Source organism: Oceanithermus desulfurans, from assembly GCF_014201675.1.
GTDB classification, from domain to species: domain Bacteria; phylum Deinococcota; class Deinococci; order Deinococcales; family Marinithermaceae; genus Oceanithermus; species Oceanithermus desulfurans.
Window position 1 is genome coordinate 38,188 of sequence record NZ_JACHEZ010000007.1, and the last position, 15,874, is coordinate 54,061.

A 15,874-nucleotide genomic window follows, 5' to 3' on the forward strand; every position below is an offset into this window, starting at 1 on the left:
AACTTATCGCCAGGTGGGGGTGGGGATTAATCCTTTGTCCCCCAGAAAGCTGTGAAACCGATTAGGACGACCCGTCCACAACGCGAAAAGCCTTACTTTTCCCAGGCAAGAATGACGGGGGCGGCTGCAGACATGGCTACAGTCTATAGGCAAAGGCGGAGGGGACCGGTGCGCGCGAGTCCGTCTGACCGCTACAGCCGCCACTCTTCTTGACGGGCGGAGACCCGGCCCCGCACTGCAGACCCAAAGCCCACACCGCGTCGGGGTACAATTCACGGCATGAGGGTATTGGTAACCGGAGGCGCGGGGTTCATCGGCAGCCACATCGTGGACGCCTTGCTGGAAAAAGGTGTGGACGTCGCGGTGCTGGATGACTTTTCTTCGGGGCGGCGCGAAAACCTGCCCGAGGGGGTGCCCGTCTACGAGGTGGACGTGCGCGACCCCGAGGCGGTTCGGGCGGCGTTCGCGGAGTTCGCGCCCACCCACGTCAGCCACCAGGCGGCACAGATTTCGGTAGCGGTCTCGGTGAAGCAGCCCCTGCGGGACGCCAGCGTCAACGTTTTGGGCGGGCTCAACGTGCTCGAAGCCGCCCGCGAGGTCGGGGTCCGGCACGTCGTTTTCGCCTCCACCGGCGGCGCCATCTACGGCGAGGTTCCCGAGGGTGAACGGGCGGACGAGTCCTGGCCGCCGCGCCCGGCCAGCCCCTACGCGGCCGCCAAGGCGGCGTTCGAGGGCTACCTCGAGGTCTACCACCGGCAGTTTGGCCTACGTTACACCGCGCTGCGCTACGGCAACGTCTACGGTCCGCGCCAGGATCCGCACGGCGAAGCCGGCGTGGTGGCCATCTTCGCGCGGCACCTGCTGGCGGGAAAACCCGTCACCGTCTACGCGCGCCGTGAGGCAGGGGACGACGGGGGAGTGCGCGACTACGTCTACGTGGGCGACGTGGTGGCGGCCAACCTGATGGCGCTCGGCGGTGATCTGGAGGGTGTGTACAACGTGGGTACCGGCCGCGGCCGTTCGACCCGTGAGGTGCTGCGGACCGTCGCCCGGGCGTTGGGGGTCGAACCCCGGGTCGAGCCGGCCGGCGTGCGGCCCGGGGACCTGGAGCGCAGCGTGCTCGACCCGAGCCGGCTTGAATCCTCGGGCTGGCGGGCCGAGGTGGCGTTCGACGAGGGCATCCGCCGCACCGTGGAGTGGTTCAAGGAAAACCCTTTCTAACCCGGGCCCGTAGTATCTTGGCCTCATGAAAGGCCTCATCCTCGCCGCGGGCCGGGGTACGCGGCTGCGTCCCCTCACCCACACCCGCCCCAAGCCGGTGATCCGGGTCGCGGGGCGGCCCATCATTCACTACGCGCTCGAGAACCTCAAGGGTGCGGGCGTGCGCGAGATTGGCGTCGTGGTGTCGCCCGACACCCACGGCGACGTGCAGGCGGCGCTGAACGGGGTGGCCGGGGTCGAGGTCAGCTACGTTCTGCAGGAGGAGCCCCAGGGGCTCGCCCACGCCGTCGGGGTGGCGCGCACATGGCTGCAGGACGACCCCTTCGTGCTCTATCTGGGTGACAACCTTTTCGAGCGCGGCATCGCCCCCTTCGTCGAGGCCTTCCGGCGGGGCGGTCCCGCCGCCGTGGTGGCGCTGGCGCGCGTGGAGGATCCGCGCCAGTTCGGCGTGGCCCAGGTGGAAGGGTCGCGCATCCTGCGCCTGATCGAAAAGCCCGCCGAGCCCCCTTCGGACCTGGCCGTGGCGGGGGTCTACGTCTTCGACACCCGCATCCACGACCTGATCGAAGGGCTCGAGCCCTCTGCCCGTGGCGAGTACGAGATCACCGACGCCATCCAGCGCCTCATCGACGACGGACACGAAGTCCAGGGCCTGCCCATCGAGGGCTGGTGGAAGGACACGGGTCGCGCCGAGGACCTGCTCGACGCCAACCGGCTGCTGCTCGCCGGCATCGAACCCGGGAACGACGGACACGTGGAGGAGAGCCGCCTGATCGGCCGCGTGGTGATCGAGAAGGGCGCGACGGTGCGGCGCTCGACCGTGATGGGGCCGGCGTTGATCGCCGCCGACAGCCTGGTGGAAGACGCCTTCGTGGGCCCCTTTACCGCCGTAGGCCCGGGGGCCGAGGTGCGCGGTTCCGAGGTGGAGTACTCCATCGTGGCCGACCGCGCCGTGATCGAAGACGTGCCCACGCGCCTGCAGGAGTGCGTGATCGGCGTGGGGGCGCGGGTTACCTCGCGCGCGGGCCTGCCGCGGGCCCACCGGCTGGTGCTGGGCGACGAGTCGCGGGTCGAGATCGGTTAGATTCCGGACGCCTGGGGAAACGGAACGGGTACAATCATGGCATGCGAAGCGCCCTCGTCGGGCTGGCCCTGCTGGTCCTTACCGCGCCGCTCATGGCGGCGCAGGTGACCACCCACGACTTCTTCCGCCTCACCCAGACGGTCTCGCGTTCGGCCAGCACCCCGGGAGCCTGGCGCTACAGCGTATCCCCGCGCACCAAGGAGGCGCGGGCCTACTGGGAGGCGGCGCTGGAGGGCTGGCGCCGGTCGCTGAAGATCGGTCTGCGCGTCAAGCTGGGGGCCTACGAGGTGGTGCCCACCGAAAAGGGGCTGCGGTTGCTTCCGTTTTGCGCCGAGGTCCACCCGGGCTGCTTCTCCCGCCCCGGGCTGCCGCCGGGTCTGCAGGCGTGGAAGCTGGACCTGGTGCTGCTCGACCTGCACAACACCCTGGACCTGGCGCTGGCGGACGCCCGGAAGCACGCCAAGCCCTACCCGGCCACGGTCACGCTCTCCAAGTTCCTGCGCTTCACGGTGCACCCGGACGGCCGCATCGAGGTCGCACCGTACGGCTGGAAGCCCTAGGAGGCGCCGGGTCGGGTCTTTACCCTGACGCGCGGGCGCCGCAGCCGCTCGGGCGTCCGCGGCGACAACCCCCCTCCGGCCTGCGGCCACCTCCCCCGAGAGGGAGGCAAAGAGTAAGCTTGTGGCCTGTGGCTTGTGGTGCGTAGTACCTCGTAGGTGCGGACCCGTGGGCCTGCCCGAGCCGTGCGGAGAAGCGAGCGGGCCTGTGGCCTGTGGAAGTACCTTGATCGACATTCGGTACAGACCGAACGGGTAGGGGACTTCAACCCCCTTGTGTTCCCGTGTCGGCAGCGACCGAGCCCCGGCATCCCTTCCGGCATGGACCCCGGATCTCGGCGGCGGGGCCGCCTCGTCCGGGGAATCGAGAGAAGCGGTGTGTGGCTTGTAGCTCGTGGCCTGTAGTTGGCCCATTGATGGTAACTCTGCCTTCGGAGTAGCCCACGGCATGGACCCAGGATTTCGGCGGCGGGGCCGCCTCGTCCGGTGACTCGGTGGTGCGTTGGGAGGGGTGGGTAGGGAAAGAAGGGCATGGCGTGCCCCGCACTTAGCGACCTGCGCCCCTCTTCGTCATCCCCGGCCGAGGGAGCGCTGGCCGCGCGGCCCGGGGTCTTGTTAGGCGCTGCCCTCATCCTCTTTTCGTCATCCCCGACGAGGCGCGGAGCGCCAGGATCGGGGATCTTGCCGGCGCGGAGTACGCCAAACTAACCGTTGTGCTGTCGTCACCGTTCGCATTGCGAGTCACCGCTCCCGTAACGACGCGCTCTAAGATTCCGGCTCTCGCGGGCCGGGTGGCCCGCTCGTCCGGAATGACGGGTCTTATTGAGGGGTACGTCAATATTCCGAGCCTCCCCGGACCCGATCCGGGCCCGTTCCGGACCGGATCCGGGATCTCGCGGGCCACATGGCCCGCTCGTCCGGAAGGACGGATAGGGGTGGTGCGCAGTTCGTAGTTCGTGGTGCGTAGTAGGTGGCGGAAGGGAGCTCGAAAGAGAAGGAGCGGGCGTAGCGGATGAGAACGGAAGCCCGCCGGCCGTTTCTTCGCGATCCCAAAGCCACGAAGACCCCCCATGCTTCCGCGCCTCTTCATCTCCTGTTCTTGCACCCACCCCCTACGCCCTCCTGCCGTCATCCCCGACGAGGCGCGGAGCCGGGACCGGGGATCTTGCCGGGGCTGCTGCGCGCCCTTCGCCCTTAGCCCTCCCAAACGGACCGGACTGACGTGCTGGGTGGGGGATCCCGTGGTCCGGTATGGTTGCGGGGGCGCTTCGGGCTCCGCCGGTGAGCGGTAGAATGCCCGCATGTCCGGCAGCGCGCGCGTTTTTCTGCTCTTCACCTTCGCCTACTTCCTCTCCTACTTCTTTCGCTCGGCCAACGCCGTGATTGCTCCCGACCTCACGCGCGAGCTGGGCCTTGACGCGGCGACCCTGGGGCTGATGACCAGCCTCTTCTACCTCGCCTTCGCGGCGGTGCAGCTGCCGCTGGGAGGCGCGCTCGACCGCTGGGGCCCGCGCTGGGTCACGCCGGCGCTGATGCTCGCAGGAGCGGCGGGCAGCTGGGTCTTCGCGGCGGCGCACACGGTGGAGGGGTTGATGCTGGGCCGCCTGCTCCTGGGGGTGGGCATGGCAGGCATCCTCATGGGAGCCTACAAGGCCTTCAGCCGCTGGTTCCCCGCCGGGCGCTTTGCCACCGTGGCCGGCTGGCTGGTGGGCATCGGCAGCGCCGGGGCACTGGCCTCGGGCACGCCGCTGGCCTGGCTGGCCGAGGTGCTGGGCTGGCGCAACGTCTTTTTCTGGGGCGGGTGGGTGATCGCGCTGTCGGCGCTGGCCATCACCCTGGGGGTGCGCAACACCCCACAGGGCGACCGCCTCGAGCCCGGACCGCGCACGGGCGGCCTGCTGGCGGTGTTCGCGAGCCCCGTCTTCTGGAGCATGGCGGGGATGAACCTCTTCGTGGTAGGCGCCTTCCTGGGCATCCAGACGCTCTGGGCCGGGCCCTACCTCTACCAGGTGCACGGCATGGACCCGATCACCGTGGGCAACCTGTTGCTGGTCCTCAGCTTCGGCGCCCTCGTGGGCTTCCTCGGCAACGGCTGGATCGCCGACCGCGTGGGCGTACCGCCAACGATCCTGGCGCTGGGCGCCGGCTTCGTGACCCTCGTGGGGGTGCTCGCCTGGGGGGCTGAGGGGCTGGGGCCGCTGGCTCTGGGGGTGCTGCTCTTCGCCCTGGGCTACACCGGGACGGTGGGGGTGATCCTGCTGGCCTACGCGCGGCTCGCCTTTCCGACCTGGCTCACCGGGCGGGCCACGACCGCGGTCAACCTGTTCGGCATCGGGGGCACCTTCCTGGTGCAGTGGGGGATGGGGGCGGTGATCCAGCGCTTCCCGCGCACGGACGGGGCCTACCCGCCCGAGGCCTTCGGCGCCGCCTTCGGAACCGCGGCGGTGCTGGGGGCGCTGGCGTTGGTGGCGTTCGCCCTGGGGCGCCGGTTCGACCGAAAGGAGGAACAAAGATGATCGTACGCATGGGACGCGGTGGGTTCCGCACGAAAAGGCCGCGGCCTACCGCGCCTTCCTGAACGAACGGGCAGTGGCCGACTACCGCGGTACGCCGGGGAACCTGGGGGTGTTCGTCCTCGAGCGCTCCACGGCGGACGCCGTCCACTTCGTCACCCTCACCTACTGGACCGACCTGGAGGCGATTCGCGCCTTCGCGGGGCGAACCCGTCGAGCGGGCCAAGTACTACCCCGAAGACCGCGACTTCCTGCTCGAGTTCGAGCCCGAGGTGGTCCACTACGAGGTGGCGGGCGGCGCCGGGGGCGTGCGGTTGGGATCCTGACCCAACGGAGGGGGGCCGCGCGCGGCGGCCCCGTTTCTGGTGGCGGTGGGCGGACTTGAACCGCCGACTCCACGATTATGAGTCGTGTGCTCTAACCAGCTGAGCTACACCGCCAGGCTGGGCCACACGGCCCATAGGCGAGTTTAGCTCAGGGCCGGAAGGGGGTCAAGGTGAGGCTTTTGCGCCGCTCGCCAGCCAACCCGCGAAAGCGTTGACCGCGTCCTGCTCCAGCAGCCATTGCGGCTGTTCGAGCGCCGCTTCCAGGAAGCGCCGCACCAGCTCGGCGTCGGCGGTGGCCATCAGCTGGGCCACGCTCTTGCCCTGAAAGGGGCCGGCGGGCAGCGGTTTGGCGAAGCGCTCGATGCGCCCGGCGCTCGGGGCGGCCGCGCGCACGGCCCCGAGCAGGGCCGCGATTAGGCGCTCCGTGCCGTCCGGGGCGGCCAGCTCCTCGGGGGTGAGCAGGGGCGTACCCCCAAGCCCCAGGGGGACGACCTCCTGCCCCAAGAGCCGCCGCGCCAGGTGGCCTTGCTCCACCCGCAGCTCGGCCTCGGCGCTCTGGCCGGCGTAGCGGACGGTGACGCGGTAACGGCCCGGCTCGGCGAGCGTCACCGGGGCGAGCTCGCGGGTCCAGTCGGAGGTGAGCGGGGGCAGGGTCACCTCGTTGCGCGCGTGGGCGACCACGCCCGCGTCCGAACGCACCTCGACCTCCACCGGGCCGCTCGGCAGGTAGCCGCTGGTTTCGGCGCGCAGCCGCGGCCGCACCGCCTCGCCAGCGCCGACCTCGAAGCCGACGTTCAGCGGCCCCAGGTGGAAGCCCAGCAGCTCGAGCCGGGTCTCGACGCGCTCCAGCGCCGCCAGGGCCTCGCGCGCCAGCGGGGCCAGCGAGTGGTCGGGGTGCTCGGCCAAAAAGCCCGCGTAGGCCTGCCGGGCCTCCCCGGCGCGGCCGGTGCGCTCGAGCAGGAAGCCCTGCCAGTAGAGCAGGTCGGTGCGGTGGGTCTTGGCCAGGTCCTCGAGCGCCATCGAGGCGACCCCTTCGTCGTCGAGGCGCAGCGCCTGCAGGTAATGCGCGAAGGCGCGGTCGTGGTCGCGCGCCAGCGCGTAGAAGAGGCCCAGGTTGTAGGCGGCCGTGGGGCCTGGGGCGATCCGCATGGCCCGCAGCGAGGCGGCGATGGCGCCGGGCAGGTCGCCCTGCAGGTAGCGCGCCCAGCCAAGGTTGGTCCAGTAGAGGTCGTTTTCGGGGTCGAGCTCCAGGGCGCGCTCGAGCGCCCGGACGGCCCCGTCCGCGTCGTCCGCGTCGAAGGCGGCGAAGCTGAGTTCCTCCCAGCCCAGGGGCAGCTCCGGGGCTGCGGCGGTGAGGCGCTGCGCCGCCTGGACCCAGGCCGGGTCGTCGAGCGCCCGCAAGAGCAGCAGCGCCCCCGCCAGGTCGAGGGCGCGGTCGGAGCCAAGGAGCGCCAGGGCGCGCTCGCGCGCGGCGGGGCGGTCGTCCTGGGTGATGGGGAAGAAGGCCTTCCACACGGGCCCCATCCCGGCGTCGCTCATGGCCTCGGGGTCCTTGCGGTGGGCCCAGTAGTCCACGACGCCCGGCGGCAGCCCCAGCGCGGCCAGATCCGCTCCGTGGGCGAACAGGCCCTTGACCGCGGCGATCTCGGCCTCGAGCCGGGCCCGCGGGCGCGGCTCGAGCTCCGCGAGCCCCCGCGCCGCAGCCTCCACGTCCCCGTCGAGCAGCCGGGTGAGCGCGCCGTCGAGCTGCGGCGTCAGAACCAGCGGACGCCGGGGCGCCTCCACCTTGAGCGCCAGCCAGTCGGCGAGCAGCTCGGGCTCGCTGAAGCGGGCGCGCTCGGGTCCGGCGGGGCCGTAGAGGTGGGCGTCGAGCCAGCCGTCCGCGGTCACCCGCCCCACCAGCACCCAGTCGGCCCCGGTGGCCTCGTAGACCAGCCGCGCTCCGCCGGGTCCGTACAGCGTCCCCACCAGGTAGCCCCAGCCCTGCGGCCAGGGGGTTTCGGGAAGGGTGAGTTCGGCCAGCACCGGCGAGGGGGCTTCCACGCGGTCGGCCAGGGCGAGCGCCAGGGCGCCGCCCCCCGGTCCGTCGAAGGGAAGCACCAGGCCCGCGGCCAGGCCGAGGCCGAAAAACGCCCCGAGGGCGATGAGCAGTCTTCGCATAGCCCCAAGTCTACCGGCTGGGGGTTAAGGGGGCATGGGAGTTGAGGGGTTAACCCGGGAATGCGATACTGGTTAACGATGCGACCCGACGCGTTGTTGCTCGAGCTCGACGAGGCCTTCACCAGCGGCGAGGCGCTGGCCCGCCGCCTGGGCGTGAGCCGGGTGGCCGTGCACAAGCGGGTGCAGCGGTTGCAGCAAGCGGGGTACCCGGTGGAGTCGGGGCCGCGCGGCTACCGGCTCAGGCCGGGCGCACCGGCGCCGCGGCCGCTTTTGCGGCGCTACGCGGGGCCGCTTCTGGACGAGGTCGTCTACCTGGCCGAGACGACCTCCACCCAGGACGCCGCGCGCGAGCTCGCCGAGGCGGGCGCCGCGGAGGGCGCGCTGGCCGTGGCCGAGCGCCAGACCGCGGGCCGCGGCCGCCGCGGCCGCACCTGGCTGAGCCCCACGGGCGGCCTCTACTTCTCGCTGGTCCTGCGCCCCGAGCTGCCCCTGGTCGCGTTGCCGCTCGTCTCGCTGGCCGCGGGGGTGGCGCTGGCCGAGGCCGCCGGCGTGGGCGGCCTCAAGTGGCCCAACGACCTGCTCGCCCCCGACGGGCGCAAGCTCGCGGGGGTGCTCGTCGAGGCCGACCTGCGCGGCGAGGAGGTGCGCTACCTGGTGCTGGGGGTGGGGGTGAACCTCGAGCCCCCGGGCCTCGAGGGTGCGGCCGGGCTCGCCGAGTTCGGCGCCGCGGCGCGCGCCGACGTGCTGGCGCGCTTCCTGGCGGCGCTCGAGCCGTTGTACCTGGCCCTGCCCGACCCCGAGCCGGTGCGCACGGCCTGGCGGGCGCGCTCGGTCACCCTCGGGCGGTCGGTGCGGGTGCACACCCCGGCCGGCCCCAAGGAGGGCACGGCCGTGGACCTGGAAGAGGACGGTTCCCTGGTGCTCAAGACGCCGCGGGGCAAGCGGACCCGCGTGAGCGCGGGCGACGTGGAATGGATAGGAGGCTTCGTATGAACGCAACGACGGCTTTGGTTCCTTCGGTCTTTGATCTGAACACGACTTCGCGGCGGGCGCTGGCGGTGGCGCTGGGTGCGGGCTTCGTGGCCCTGCTGGCGCAGGTGGCCCTGCCGCTGCCCTTCACCCCGGTGCCCGTCACCCTGCAGACGCTGGGCGTGCTGCTCGCCGGCGCGGCGCTGGGGAGCCGCCTGGGGGCGCAGGCCCTGCTGCTCTACCTGGCCGCGGGCGCGGCGGGGCTGCCCGTCTTCGCCGGCGGGGGCGCGGGGGTGGGCTGGCTCGCCGGCCCCACGGGCGGCTACCTGCTGGGCTTCGTCGCCGCGGCCTGGCTTGCGGGCGCCCTCGTCGAGCGCTTCGCCGCCGACCGCCGGCCGCTGCCGGCCTTTCTGGCCATGCTGGCGGCCGGCGCGGCGATCTACGCCTTCGGCCTCGCGGGCCTCGCCGGCTGGATGGCGCTCGCGGGGAAGACGGTCAGCCTGCCGGGATTGCTGGCGCTGGGGTTCTGGCCCTTCGCGCTCGGCGACCTGCTCAAGGCGGGGCTGGCGGCGGTGCTGCTGCCCGCGGCCTGGAAGGGGCTGGGCCGCTCGGGCAGAATCTAGGGTGAGGAGGTGAACGCGCCATGACCGTGGACGTTCCCGAGGTTCCCCGCGAAGAAGAGGTGAGGCTGCCGGCCGCGGAGACGGCGCTCATCGTGGTGGACATGCAGAACGACTTCGCCCACCCCGACGGGGCGCTCTTCGTGCCCGACGCCGAAGCGTCGATCCCGCGGATCCGCGCGCTGCTAGACAAAGCGCGCGCGGCGGGGGCGCGCGTCGTCTTCACCCAGGACTGGCACGCCGAGGACGACCCCGAGTTCCGGATCTGGCCGCGGCACGCGGTGGCCGGGACCTGGGGGGCCGAGATCGTGCGCGAGCTCACCCCCCTTCCCGACGAGACCCGCATCCAGAAGCTGCGCTACGACGCCTTCTACGGCACCCCGCTCGAGCACCTGCTGCGTCTCTGGGGGGTGAAGCACGTGGTGGTGGTGGGCACCGTGGCCAACATCTGCGTGCTCCACACCGCCGGCTCGGCGGCGCTGCGCTGGTTCGAGGTGGTGCTGCCCGAAGACGGCACCAGCGCGCTCGCGCCCTTCGACCTGGCCGCGGCGCTGCGGCAGGTGAGCTTCCTCTACCAGGGCAAGGTGACGACGGTGGAGGGGGTGAAGTTCGCGTAGTCGGGTTGTGGGATGTAGGGGGTGGGAGGTAGGAATCAATAACCCACGTCCTACCTCCCACACCCCACTTCCGGCTCAGCCATGCACCTCTCCGAACGCACCGCCCACCCCGAGGCGCTGGCGCAGCTGGCCCGGGATCCGGTGATGGCCCGGCTGATCGAGCGCCACGGCCCCTACCGCTGGGGGCTGCACCCGGTCTTTCCCGCGCTGGTGCGGGCCGTCGTGGGGCAGCAGCTCTCCAACGCGGTGGCGCGGACGATGTTCCGGCGGGTGCAGCAGGCGACGGGGCTCGAGCCCGAACGGCTGCTCGCGTTGGGCGAGGAAGGGCTGCGGGCGCTGGGCCTGGCCCGCGCCAAGGGGCGCGCCCTCGAGGAGCTGGCGCGGGCGCAGCTGGAGGGGTACTTCGCGGGGCTGCACACCCTGTCCGACGAAGAGGCGGCGGCCCGGCTGGTGCGGCTGCGCGGCGTCGGCCCCTGGACGGCGCAGATGGTGTTGATCTTCAGCCTCGGGCGTATGGACGTCTGGCCCACCGGCGACCTGGGGATGGTGCGCCAGGCCGAGCGGCTCTACGGCCTCGCGAGCCGCGCCGAGGTCGAGGCGCTGGGCGAGCGCTTCCGCCCCTGGCGTTCGGCGGCCGCCCACTACCTCTGGGCCGAGACCGACGCCTGAGCCGCCCAAGTGTCCCCGTGGGCACACAAGCGGCCGTGGGCGGCGCGCTGGAGCCTGGACGCGGTGATGGAGCGCGGGCCCGGGGCTTGGCCCGAGCCCGCGCCAGTGGTGGTGAGCCGTGTCGATGATTGAAGCCGCCTGGTCAGAGCGACCGCGAACTTGATGCGTAGGGGGTGCTAACGCACGTAGAGGAGGCGGAACGTGGCGTCGGTAAGGGTACCGGAAGCATTCCGGCATTCCACTAGGATACGCACGTCTGGCTTCCAGGCCCCCTCATTCTTAAGGCTCCAGCTCTCGCAACGCACCCCGGTGTCGTCCCTCGTGCTGGCCACGACGGTTCCATACGGCAGGTTGCCGTCGGTGAGGTTCTCGAACACGACCGTGTACTGACCCGTTCCGTCGCGGGTCGCCGAGATGTTGCCGCCCGAGGAGCTGAAGGACCAGTCCATGTCCACCGAAAGGGTGCTACCGTTCCAGCGCACGAGCGCCCTCCCCATCGCTCCGGCTTGGCTTGCCAGGGCCTTTTGACCGGGTCCCACCGCTGAAAGTTTTTCTTCGTGCGCGGCCACCTTGCTTTCCAACTGGTCCACCGCCGCCTTGAGGGCCTGGAAGTTCTCGTTCATCTTCGCGGCGCTCAGCACCTCGCCACTGGAAAAGCTGTTGGGGATCGTCACCGCCAGGCCCCACAGGCCCAGGGCGGCGAGGAAGATACCCAAAAGGGTGTACTTGGTCTTTTGCAGCATGATGCGCTCCAATACTTAAAAAAAATCGAGAAGGTCGAAAGGCCTAGGGTCCGAACAGGGTACCGGCATCGTCGAAGGTACAGCCGGAGTGGTCGAACTCGGCTGGGCTGGGGCAGGCGCTCCCGCCTCCGCCGCCATTTCCGCCGCTACCGCTTCCGCCGCAGGCCGCCAGCGCCAAAAGCAGCAGCACCAGCGCGAACGACGCCGCAAATTTCCGCTTCATGCTTCGCCTCCCGGACCCAGGCTAGCCAAGGGGGCGTTACCGAAGCGTTTCAAGTGCGGCAACGCCCCGGCCGATCGTTCAGCGCCGTTGGCCTCCCACGACCGGCGGTGCAAGCTGCTAGGCTGGAGCCATGGCCGAATCCCTCGACGTGCTGGCCCTGGGCGACTTCGCCTGGGACGTGCTCATTCACACCGACGCGCCGCTTGCCCCCGGGGGCGACACCTTCGGTCAGGTGGAGCTGCAGCCCGGCGGCAGCGCCGCCAACGTGGCCGTCTGGGCGCGGCGTTGCGGCGCCCGAGCGGGTTTCGTGGGCAAGATCGGGCGCGACCGGTTCGGGGAGCTGGCCCGCGAGAATCTGGCCGAGGAGGGGGTGGAAGCCCGGCTCAGCGAGACCTCGAGCCGGCCCACCGGGGTGGTGGCCGTCTGGGTGGACCACACCGGACAGCGTTCGATGGTCTCGGGGCAGGGAGCCGACTTTCTGCTCACCGAAGCCGACCTGCCCACCGATCTGGAGAGCGCGAACCACCTGCACCTCACCGGCTGGTCGCTCTTTACCGATCCGCCGCGTAAGGCGGCCCTGAGCGCGGCGAGGCGCGCCAAGGCCGCCGGGCGCACGCTCTCGCTCGACCCCGCCTCGTTCCAGCTCATCGAGGAGGCGGGCCCCTCCGCCTTCGTGCGCATGACGGCCGCCCTCGACCTTGACGTGGTCTTTCCCAACTACGACGAAGGCCGCATCCTCACCGGCGAACGCGACCCCGAGGCCATGGCGCGCCGCCTCGCCGAGCTCTATCCCAGCGCCGTCGTCGCCCTGAAGCTCGACGCCAAGGGCGCGCTCGTGGGCAAAGACGGGCGCTTCACCCACCTGCCCCCCACCCCCGACCGGGCCACCGACGCCACCGGCGCGGGCGACGCCTTCGCCGGCGCCTTCCTGGCGCGCTGGGCTCGGGGGCAGGGGCCGGAGGAGGCGGCCCGCTTCGCCGTGGTGGTCTCCGGCTGGGTGGTGGCGCGGCGCGGGGCCCGGCCGCCGCTGGACGCGCGCATGAAGGAGCACTGCGGTGTTTCGTGACGAAGACCTGAACCTCAAACCGCTGGTTCCCCTGGCCGAAAGCCGCGAAGGGGGCGAGGTGGCCCGCCTGCGCGCGCGGCTTGCGGCGGGGGAGGACCGGCCCGAGGCCTGGGTGGTGCCCGCCTGGGTGGAGGAGGAGTTCTACCGCCTGAACAACCTGCAATTCCAGATCGAGCGGCTCTTCGCCGGGGTCTGGGGGGTGCGGGTGGACGAGGAACGGCTGGCGCGCGCGGCCGCGGAGGCGGCGCGGCTGGTGCGCACGTCCTACCTGGTTTCCGAGCGGGGCGAGGCGTTCGTGGCGGCCTTGCCGCCGGGGCGCTTCCGGCTCTACCGGCCCGGAGAGGTCCCCCAGGAAACCGCCGCCTCCCCCCAGGAAGCGCTGTGGGCGCTCAAGCGGCTGTGGGCGGCGCGCTGGAGCCTGGACGCGGTGATGGAGCGCGGGCCCGGGGGTTGGCCCGAGCCCGCACCGGTGGTGGTGGAAGCGCCGTGTTGGGGGCGGCCCATCCAGCCGCCCTAGCGTATGGCGACCAGGTAGAGCTCTTCCCAGCTCAGATCGACCCGCGGGTCGCCCGTTCCGGTCACGTCCCGAACGGTCACGCATTCGACCCCGACCGTGCTGTCGCTTCCGTCGAACAACACGTGGTCCACCCGGCAAGTCAGGCCCTGGTCGGCGAGGCCGAGCCCACCGGGGGTGACCAGAATTGCCGCGTCGCTGAGGTCGAGGCCCGAGAAGGTAAATGTTGCGTACTTGTTGCTGGCGTCGAATTCCAGGGTAACGTTGCCGGCAGGGTTGAAGCTTTGCACCAAGGCGCCCTGGTCTTGCCTGGCGTAGGCCAGCACCCCCGCTGCCGAGGTGAGCGCTTTCTGGCCCGCCTGCACTTCGCTGAGTTTCGCCTCCAACGCGTCCACCGCCGCCTTGAGGGCCTGGAAGTTTTCGTTCATCTTGCTGGCACTCACCACCTCGCCGCTCGAAAAGCTGTTGGGAATCGTCACCGCCAGGCCCCACAGGCCCAAGGCGGAGAGAAAAGCCCCTAAGAGAACGTATTTGGTCTTCTGCAGCACGGTTGCCTCCTCGAGATGCCCAGGGCCGCACCGCCCTTGGTGCGGGTGCCGGGCGCATGCAGCTACTTACGGTCCACTTACTTGACGACGAGCACGGTAAACGCCGCGTCGACCGGGTTGCCCGTCGCGACGTCGTAGCACTCGACGCTGACCTGCGTCTGGTTCCAGAAGCCGATGGTGCAGCGTGACATGGGGTCGCCGTCCGTGATCATGACGGTCCCGCGCATGAGATCAAGCCCCGGGAACGTGACGAAATACAACCCCGTTGCGCTTTTGCTGGAAGTGACCGCCGATCCCGAAGAGTCGAAGTTGGCGTCGGGCCACAGCGTTCCGTCGGCGTTGACCAGAGCGTAGCCGAACTGGCCCGTCTTGGAAGCCACGGCCTTCATGCCTGCCTGTACGGTGCTCAGCTTGTCCTTCAGGTCGGCGTTGTCGGCCTCCAGCGCCGCCACCTTGCTCTCCAGCGTGTCCACCGCCGCCTTGAGGGCCTGGAAGTTCTGGTTCATCTTGCTGGCGCTCACCACCTCGCCGCCCGAAAAGCTGTTCGGGATCGTCACCGCCAGGCCCCACAGGCCCAAAGCGGCGAGGAAGATGCCGAAAAGGATGTACTTGGTCTTTTGCAGCATGGTCGCCTCCTTACTCAAAGGCATCGGGAAACTCGGGGCCTAGGGGCCGAACGTGGTGCCGGCGTCGTCGAAGGTGCAGCCAGCGTGGTCGAACTCGGCCGGGCTGGGGCAGGCGTTCCCGCCGGACGGGGCGCCCGGGCCGCTGCAGGCGGCCAGCACCAACAACAGCAGCGCCAGCGCGAACGACGCCGTAAGGTTTCGCTTCATGCCTCACCTCCCGGACGGAAGGTAGCAAAGCGGGCGTTACGGCAGCGTTACAGGCTGGGTGGGTCAGGGGCGTTCCAGCTCGCGCAGCAGTTCTGCCGCACGGTCGTGGTGCAGGCGGTCGGGGACGCTTTTCACCGGCAGCGCGAGCGCCGCTTCGAGCTGCTTGCGGGCGGCCTCGGGCCGGCCCAGCTGCATCAGCGCGAAGCCGTAGTTCTTGCGGATCTCGACGCTGTCGGGCTCAAGGGTCACGGCCCACTCGAAGAGCGGCACCACCTCGCCCAGCGAAGCGCCGTAGAGCCAGCCGAAGCCGCGCTTGGCGAGCTGCAGGTGCCAGAGCGCCAGGCCCATCACCGCGCGGGCGTGGCCCGCGTCGAGCTCGAGCGCGCGCTCGAGGTTGCGCTTGATCTCGCTGGCGAGGCCGAGTTTGGCGAGCACGCCCACGAAGCGGATCACCTCGGCCTGGGCGTGGGCCAGCTGGTAGTAGCCCTCGGCGGCGTCGGGGAAGAGCCGGATGGCGCGGCGCGCGGTTTCCTGGGCGCGCTCGAGCCACGCCCGCCGCTCTGCGTCGCTCTTTGCGCGGTACTGGGCGATCAGGTTGGCCGCTTCGGCGGCGGCGGCGAGGTCGCCCAGCCGCTCCGCGCCCCGACCCTGGGTCCAGGCGGCCTCGAACTCGCCGAGCTGGAGCAGCACCCGCGGAGCGGGCGCCTGGGCCAGGACCGGGGCGAAGAGCAGGAGCAGCAGCGCGAGCGGACGGATACGCATCGGGGGTATTCTAGCAAGTCCGCGGCCGCGGCGGTCGGTTCCCGGGCTCGTGGCTTCGCGCCAGGCCGCGGCCCGCACGGCGTTACGGTCGTGCGGCGGGCCGGCCCGTAGACTGGGGCGGGAGGGAAACCATGTTCGTTACCATCAACCGGATTCCGGTCAACCCCGAGTTCGCCGCGGCCTTCGAGGCCCGCTTCCAGGACCGCGCCCGCGCCGTGGACGAAGCCCCCGGCTTCGTGCGCAACCTGGTGCTCAGGCCCGCCGACCCCGCCACCCAGCCCTACCTGGTGCAGACCTTCTGGGAGAGCCGCGAGGCCTTCGAGGCCTGGGTGCAGAGCCCGGCCTTCCGGGAGGGGCACGCCCGCGCCGGTTCGCTGCCGCGCGAGGCGTTCCGCGGCGCGAACGAGCTCGAGACCTTCGAGGTGCTTTCCGACAGCGTCCGGCCCTGA

General features: G+C 71.0%; 19 protein-coding genes and 1 tRNA gene. 12 read left to right on the forward strand and 8 right to left on the reverse strand.

Annotation, left to right across the window (positions count from 1 at the left end):
* The first annotated feature begins 279 nt into the window (after positions 1 to 279).
* The 5 genes from HNQ05_RS09245 (at position 280) to HNQ05_RS12400 (ending at position 5,760) form a co-directional block, all read left to right on the forward strand.
* Positions 280 to 1,221 carry an NAD-dependent epimerase/dehydratase family protein gene (locus tag HNQ05_RS09245; RefSeq protein ID WP_147147574.1) on the forward strand — a complete coding sequence of 314 codons (942 nt, stop codon included), beginning with the start codon at positions 280 to 282 and terminating at the stop codon, positions 1,219 to 1,221.
* 25 nt (positions 1,222 to 1,246) lie between these two features.
* Positions 1,247 to 2,305 (forward strand): glucose-1-phosphate thymidylyltransferase, encoded by a 1,059-nt coding sequence (locus HNQ05_RS09250; RefSeq protein ID WP_147147572.1) that lies wholly within the window; start codon positions 1,247 to 1,249, stop codon positions 2,303 to 2,305.
* A gap of 41 nt (positions 2,306 to 2,346) precedes the next feature.
* Positions 2,347 to 2,865: a hypothetical protein gene (locus HNQ05_RS09255; protein WP_147147570.1), complete on the forward strand. Its 519-nt coding sequence runs from the start codon at positions 2,347 to 2,349 to the stop codon at positions 2,863 to 2,865.
* A gap of 1,298 nt (positions 2,866 to 4,163) precedes the next feature.
* A complete protein-coding gene (locus tag HNQ05_RS09260; RefSeq protein ID WP_147147568.1) occupies positions 4,164 to 5,378 on the forward strand; it encodes an MFS transporter in 1,215 nt (404 codons plus the stop codon).
* 73 nt (positions 5,379 to 5,451) lie between these two features.
* Complete coding sequence (locus HNQ05_RS12400; RefSeq protein WP_371862333.1) at positions 5,452 to 5,760, forward strand: ABM domain-containing protein; 309 nt, start codon at positions 5,452 to 5,454, stop codon at positions 5,758 to 5,760.
* On the opposite strand, the gene HNQ05_RS09265 is transcribed toward HNQ05_RS12400, so the two are convergent.
* Both HNQ05_RS09265 and HNQ05_RS09270 read right to left on the reverse strand, forming a co-directional pair.
* Positions 5,739 to 5,815: transfer RNA gene (locus HNQ05_RS09265), tRNA-Met, on the reverse strand. The two genes, HNQ05_RS12400 and HNQ05_RS09265, sit on opposite strands and share 22 nt — an antisense overlap.
* Before the next feature lie 51 nt (positions 5,816 to 5,866).
* Positions 5,867 to 7,861 (reverse strand): tetratricopeptide repeat protein, encoded by a 1,995-nt coding sequence (locus HNQ05_RS09270; protein ID WP_147147566.1) that lies wholly within the window; start codon positions 7,859 to 7,861, stop codon positions 5,867 to 5,869.
* A gap of 78 nt (positions 7,862 to 7,939) precedes the next feature.
* Here HNQ05_RS09270 and HNQ05_RS09275 point away from each other — a divergent pair, with 78 nt between their 5' ends.
* The 4 genes from HNQ05_RS09275 to HNQ05_RS09290 all read left to right on the forward strand — a co-directional run bounded on the left by HNQ05_RS09275 (position 7,940) and on the right by HNQ05_RS09290 (position 10,736).
* Complete coding sequence (locus HNQ05_RS09275) at positions 7,940 to 8,854, forward strand: biotin--[acetyl-CoA-carboxylase] ligase (protein WP_183677767.1); 915 nt, start codon at positions 7,940 to 7,942, stop codon at positions 8,852 to 8,854.
* Entirely contained in the window at positions 8,851 to 9,453 is a 603-nt protein-coding gene (locus HNQ05_RS09280) for a biotin transporter BioY (RefSeq protein ID WP_147147562.1), read from the forward strand. The genes HNQ05_RS09275 and HNQ05_RS09280 overlap by 4 nt, the downstream gene beginning before the upstream one ends.
* A gap of 20 nt (positions 9,454 to 9,473) precedes the next feature.
* A complete protein-coding gene (locus HNQ05_RS09285; protein WP_147147560.1) occupies positions 9,474 to 10,067 on the forward strand; it encodes a cysteine hydrolase family protein in 594 nt (197 codons plus the stop codon).
* A gap of 81 nt (positions 10,068 to 10,148) precedes the next feature.
* Positions 10,149 to 10,736 carry a DNA-3-methyladenine glycosylase family protein gene (locus tag HNQ05_RS09290; protein ID WP_147147558.1) on the forward strand — a complete coding sequence of 196 codons (588 nt, stop codon included), beginning with the start codon at positions 10,149 to 10,151 and terminating at the stop codon, positions 10,734 to 10,736.
* Positions 10,737 to 10,912: 176 nt separating this feature from the next.
* Here HNQ05_RS09290 and HNQ05_RS09295 read toward each other — a convergent pair whose 3' ends face one another.
* Together HNQ05_RS09295 and HNQ05_RS09300 are read right to left on the reverse strand one after the other, a co-directional pair.
* Positions 10,913 to 11,479 carry a hypothetical protein gene (locus HNQ05_RS09295; protein ID WP_147147555.1) on the reverse strand — a complete coding sequence of 189 codons (567 nt, stop codon included), beginning with the start codon at positions 11,477 to 11,479 and terminating at the stop codon, positions 10,913 to 10,915.
* A gap of 43 nt (positions 11,480 to 11,522) precedes the next feature.
* Positions 11,523 to 11,702, reverse strand: coding sequence for a branched-chain amino acid ABC transporter substrate-binding protein (locus HNQ05_RS09300; RefSeq protein WP_147147553.1), 180 nt, complete (start codon positions 11,700 to 11,702; stop codon positions 11,523 to 11,525).
* Between the two features lie 130 nt (positions 11,703 to 11,832).
* Here HNQ05_RS09300 and HNQ05_RS09305 point away from each other — a divergent pair, with 130 nt between their 5' ends.
* Both HNQ05_RS09305 and HNQ05_RS09310 read left to right on the forward strand, forming a co-directional pair.
* Positions 11,833 to 12,768 (forward strand): carbohydrate kinase family protein, encoded by a 936-nt coding sequence (locus HNQ05_RS09305; protein WP_147147551.1) that lies wholly within the window; start codon positions 11,833 to 11,835, stop codon positions 12,766 to 12,768.
* Positions 12,758 to 13,285 carry a hypothetical protein gene (locus tag HNQ05_RS09310; protein ID WP_147147549.1) on the forward strand — a complete coding sequence of 176 codons (528 nt, stop codon included), beginning with the start codon at positions 12,758 to 12,760 and terminating at the stop codon, positions 13,283 to 13,285. The genes HNQ05_RS09305 and HNQ05_RS09310 overlap by 11 nt, the downstream gene beginning before the upstream one ends.
* Here the strand turns inward: HNQ05_RS09310 and HNQ05_RS09315 are convergent.
* The 4 genes from HNQ05_RS09315 to HNQ05_RS09330 form a co-directional block, all read right to left on the reverse strand.
* Positions 13,282 to 13,830 carry a hypothetical protein gene (locus tag HNQ05_RS09315; RefSeq protein ID WP_147147547.1) on the reverse strand — a complete coding sequence of 183 codons (549 nt, stop codon included), beginning with the start codon at positions 13,828 to 13,830 and terminating at the stop codon, positions 13,282 to 13,284. The two genes, HNQ05_RS09310 and HNQ05_RS09315, sit on opposite strands and share 4 nt — an antisense overlap.
* A 77-nt stretch (positions 13,831 to 13,907) precedes the next feature.
* Positions 13,908 to 14,456, reverse strand: coding sequence for a coiled-coil domain-containing protein (locus HNQ05_RS09320; RefSeq protein ID WP_147147545.1), 549 nt, complete (start codon positions 14,454 to 14,456; stop codon positions 13,908 to 13,910).
* A 39-nt stretch (positions 14,457 to 14,495) separates the two neighbouring features.
* Positions 14,496 to 14,663 carry a branched-chain amino acid ABC transporter substrate-binding protein gene (locus tag HNQ05_RS09325; protein WP_147147544.1) on the reverse strand — a complete coding sequence of 56 codons (168 nt, stop codon included), beginning with the start codon at positions 14,661 to 14,663 and terminating at the stop codon, positions 14,496 to 14,498.
* A 63-nt stretch (positions 14,664 to 14,726) separates the two neighbouring features.
* Positions 14,727 to 15,425: a tetratricopeptide repeat protein gene (locus HNQ05_RS09330; RefSeq protein ID WP_147147541.1), complete on the reverse strand. Its 699-nt coding sequence runs from the start codon at positions 15,423 to 15,425 to the stop codon at positions 14,727 to 14,729.
* Between the two features lie 131 nt (positions 15,426 to 15,556).
* Between HNQ05_RS09330 and HNQ05_RS09335 the strand changes: the two genes are divergently transcribed.
* On the forward strand, positions 15,557 to 15,874 hold the full coding sequence (locus HNQ05_RS09335; RefSeq protein ID WP_147147539.1) for an antibiotic biosynthesis monooxygenase family protein: 318 nt from the start codon (positions 15,557 to 15,559) through the stop codon (positions 15,872 to 15,874).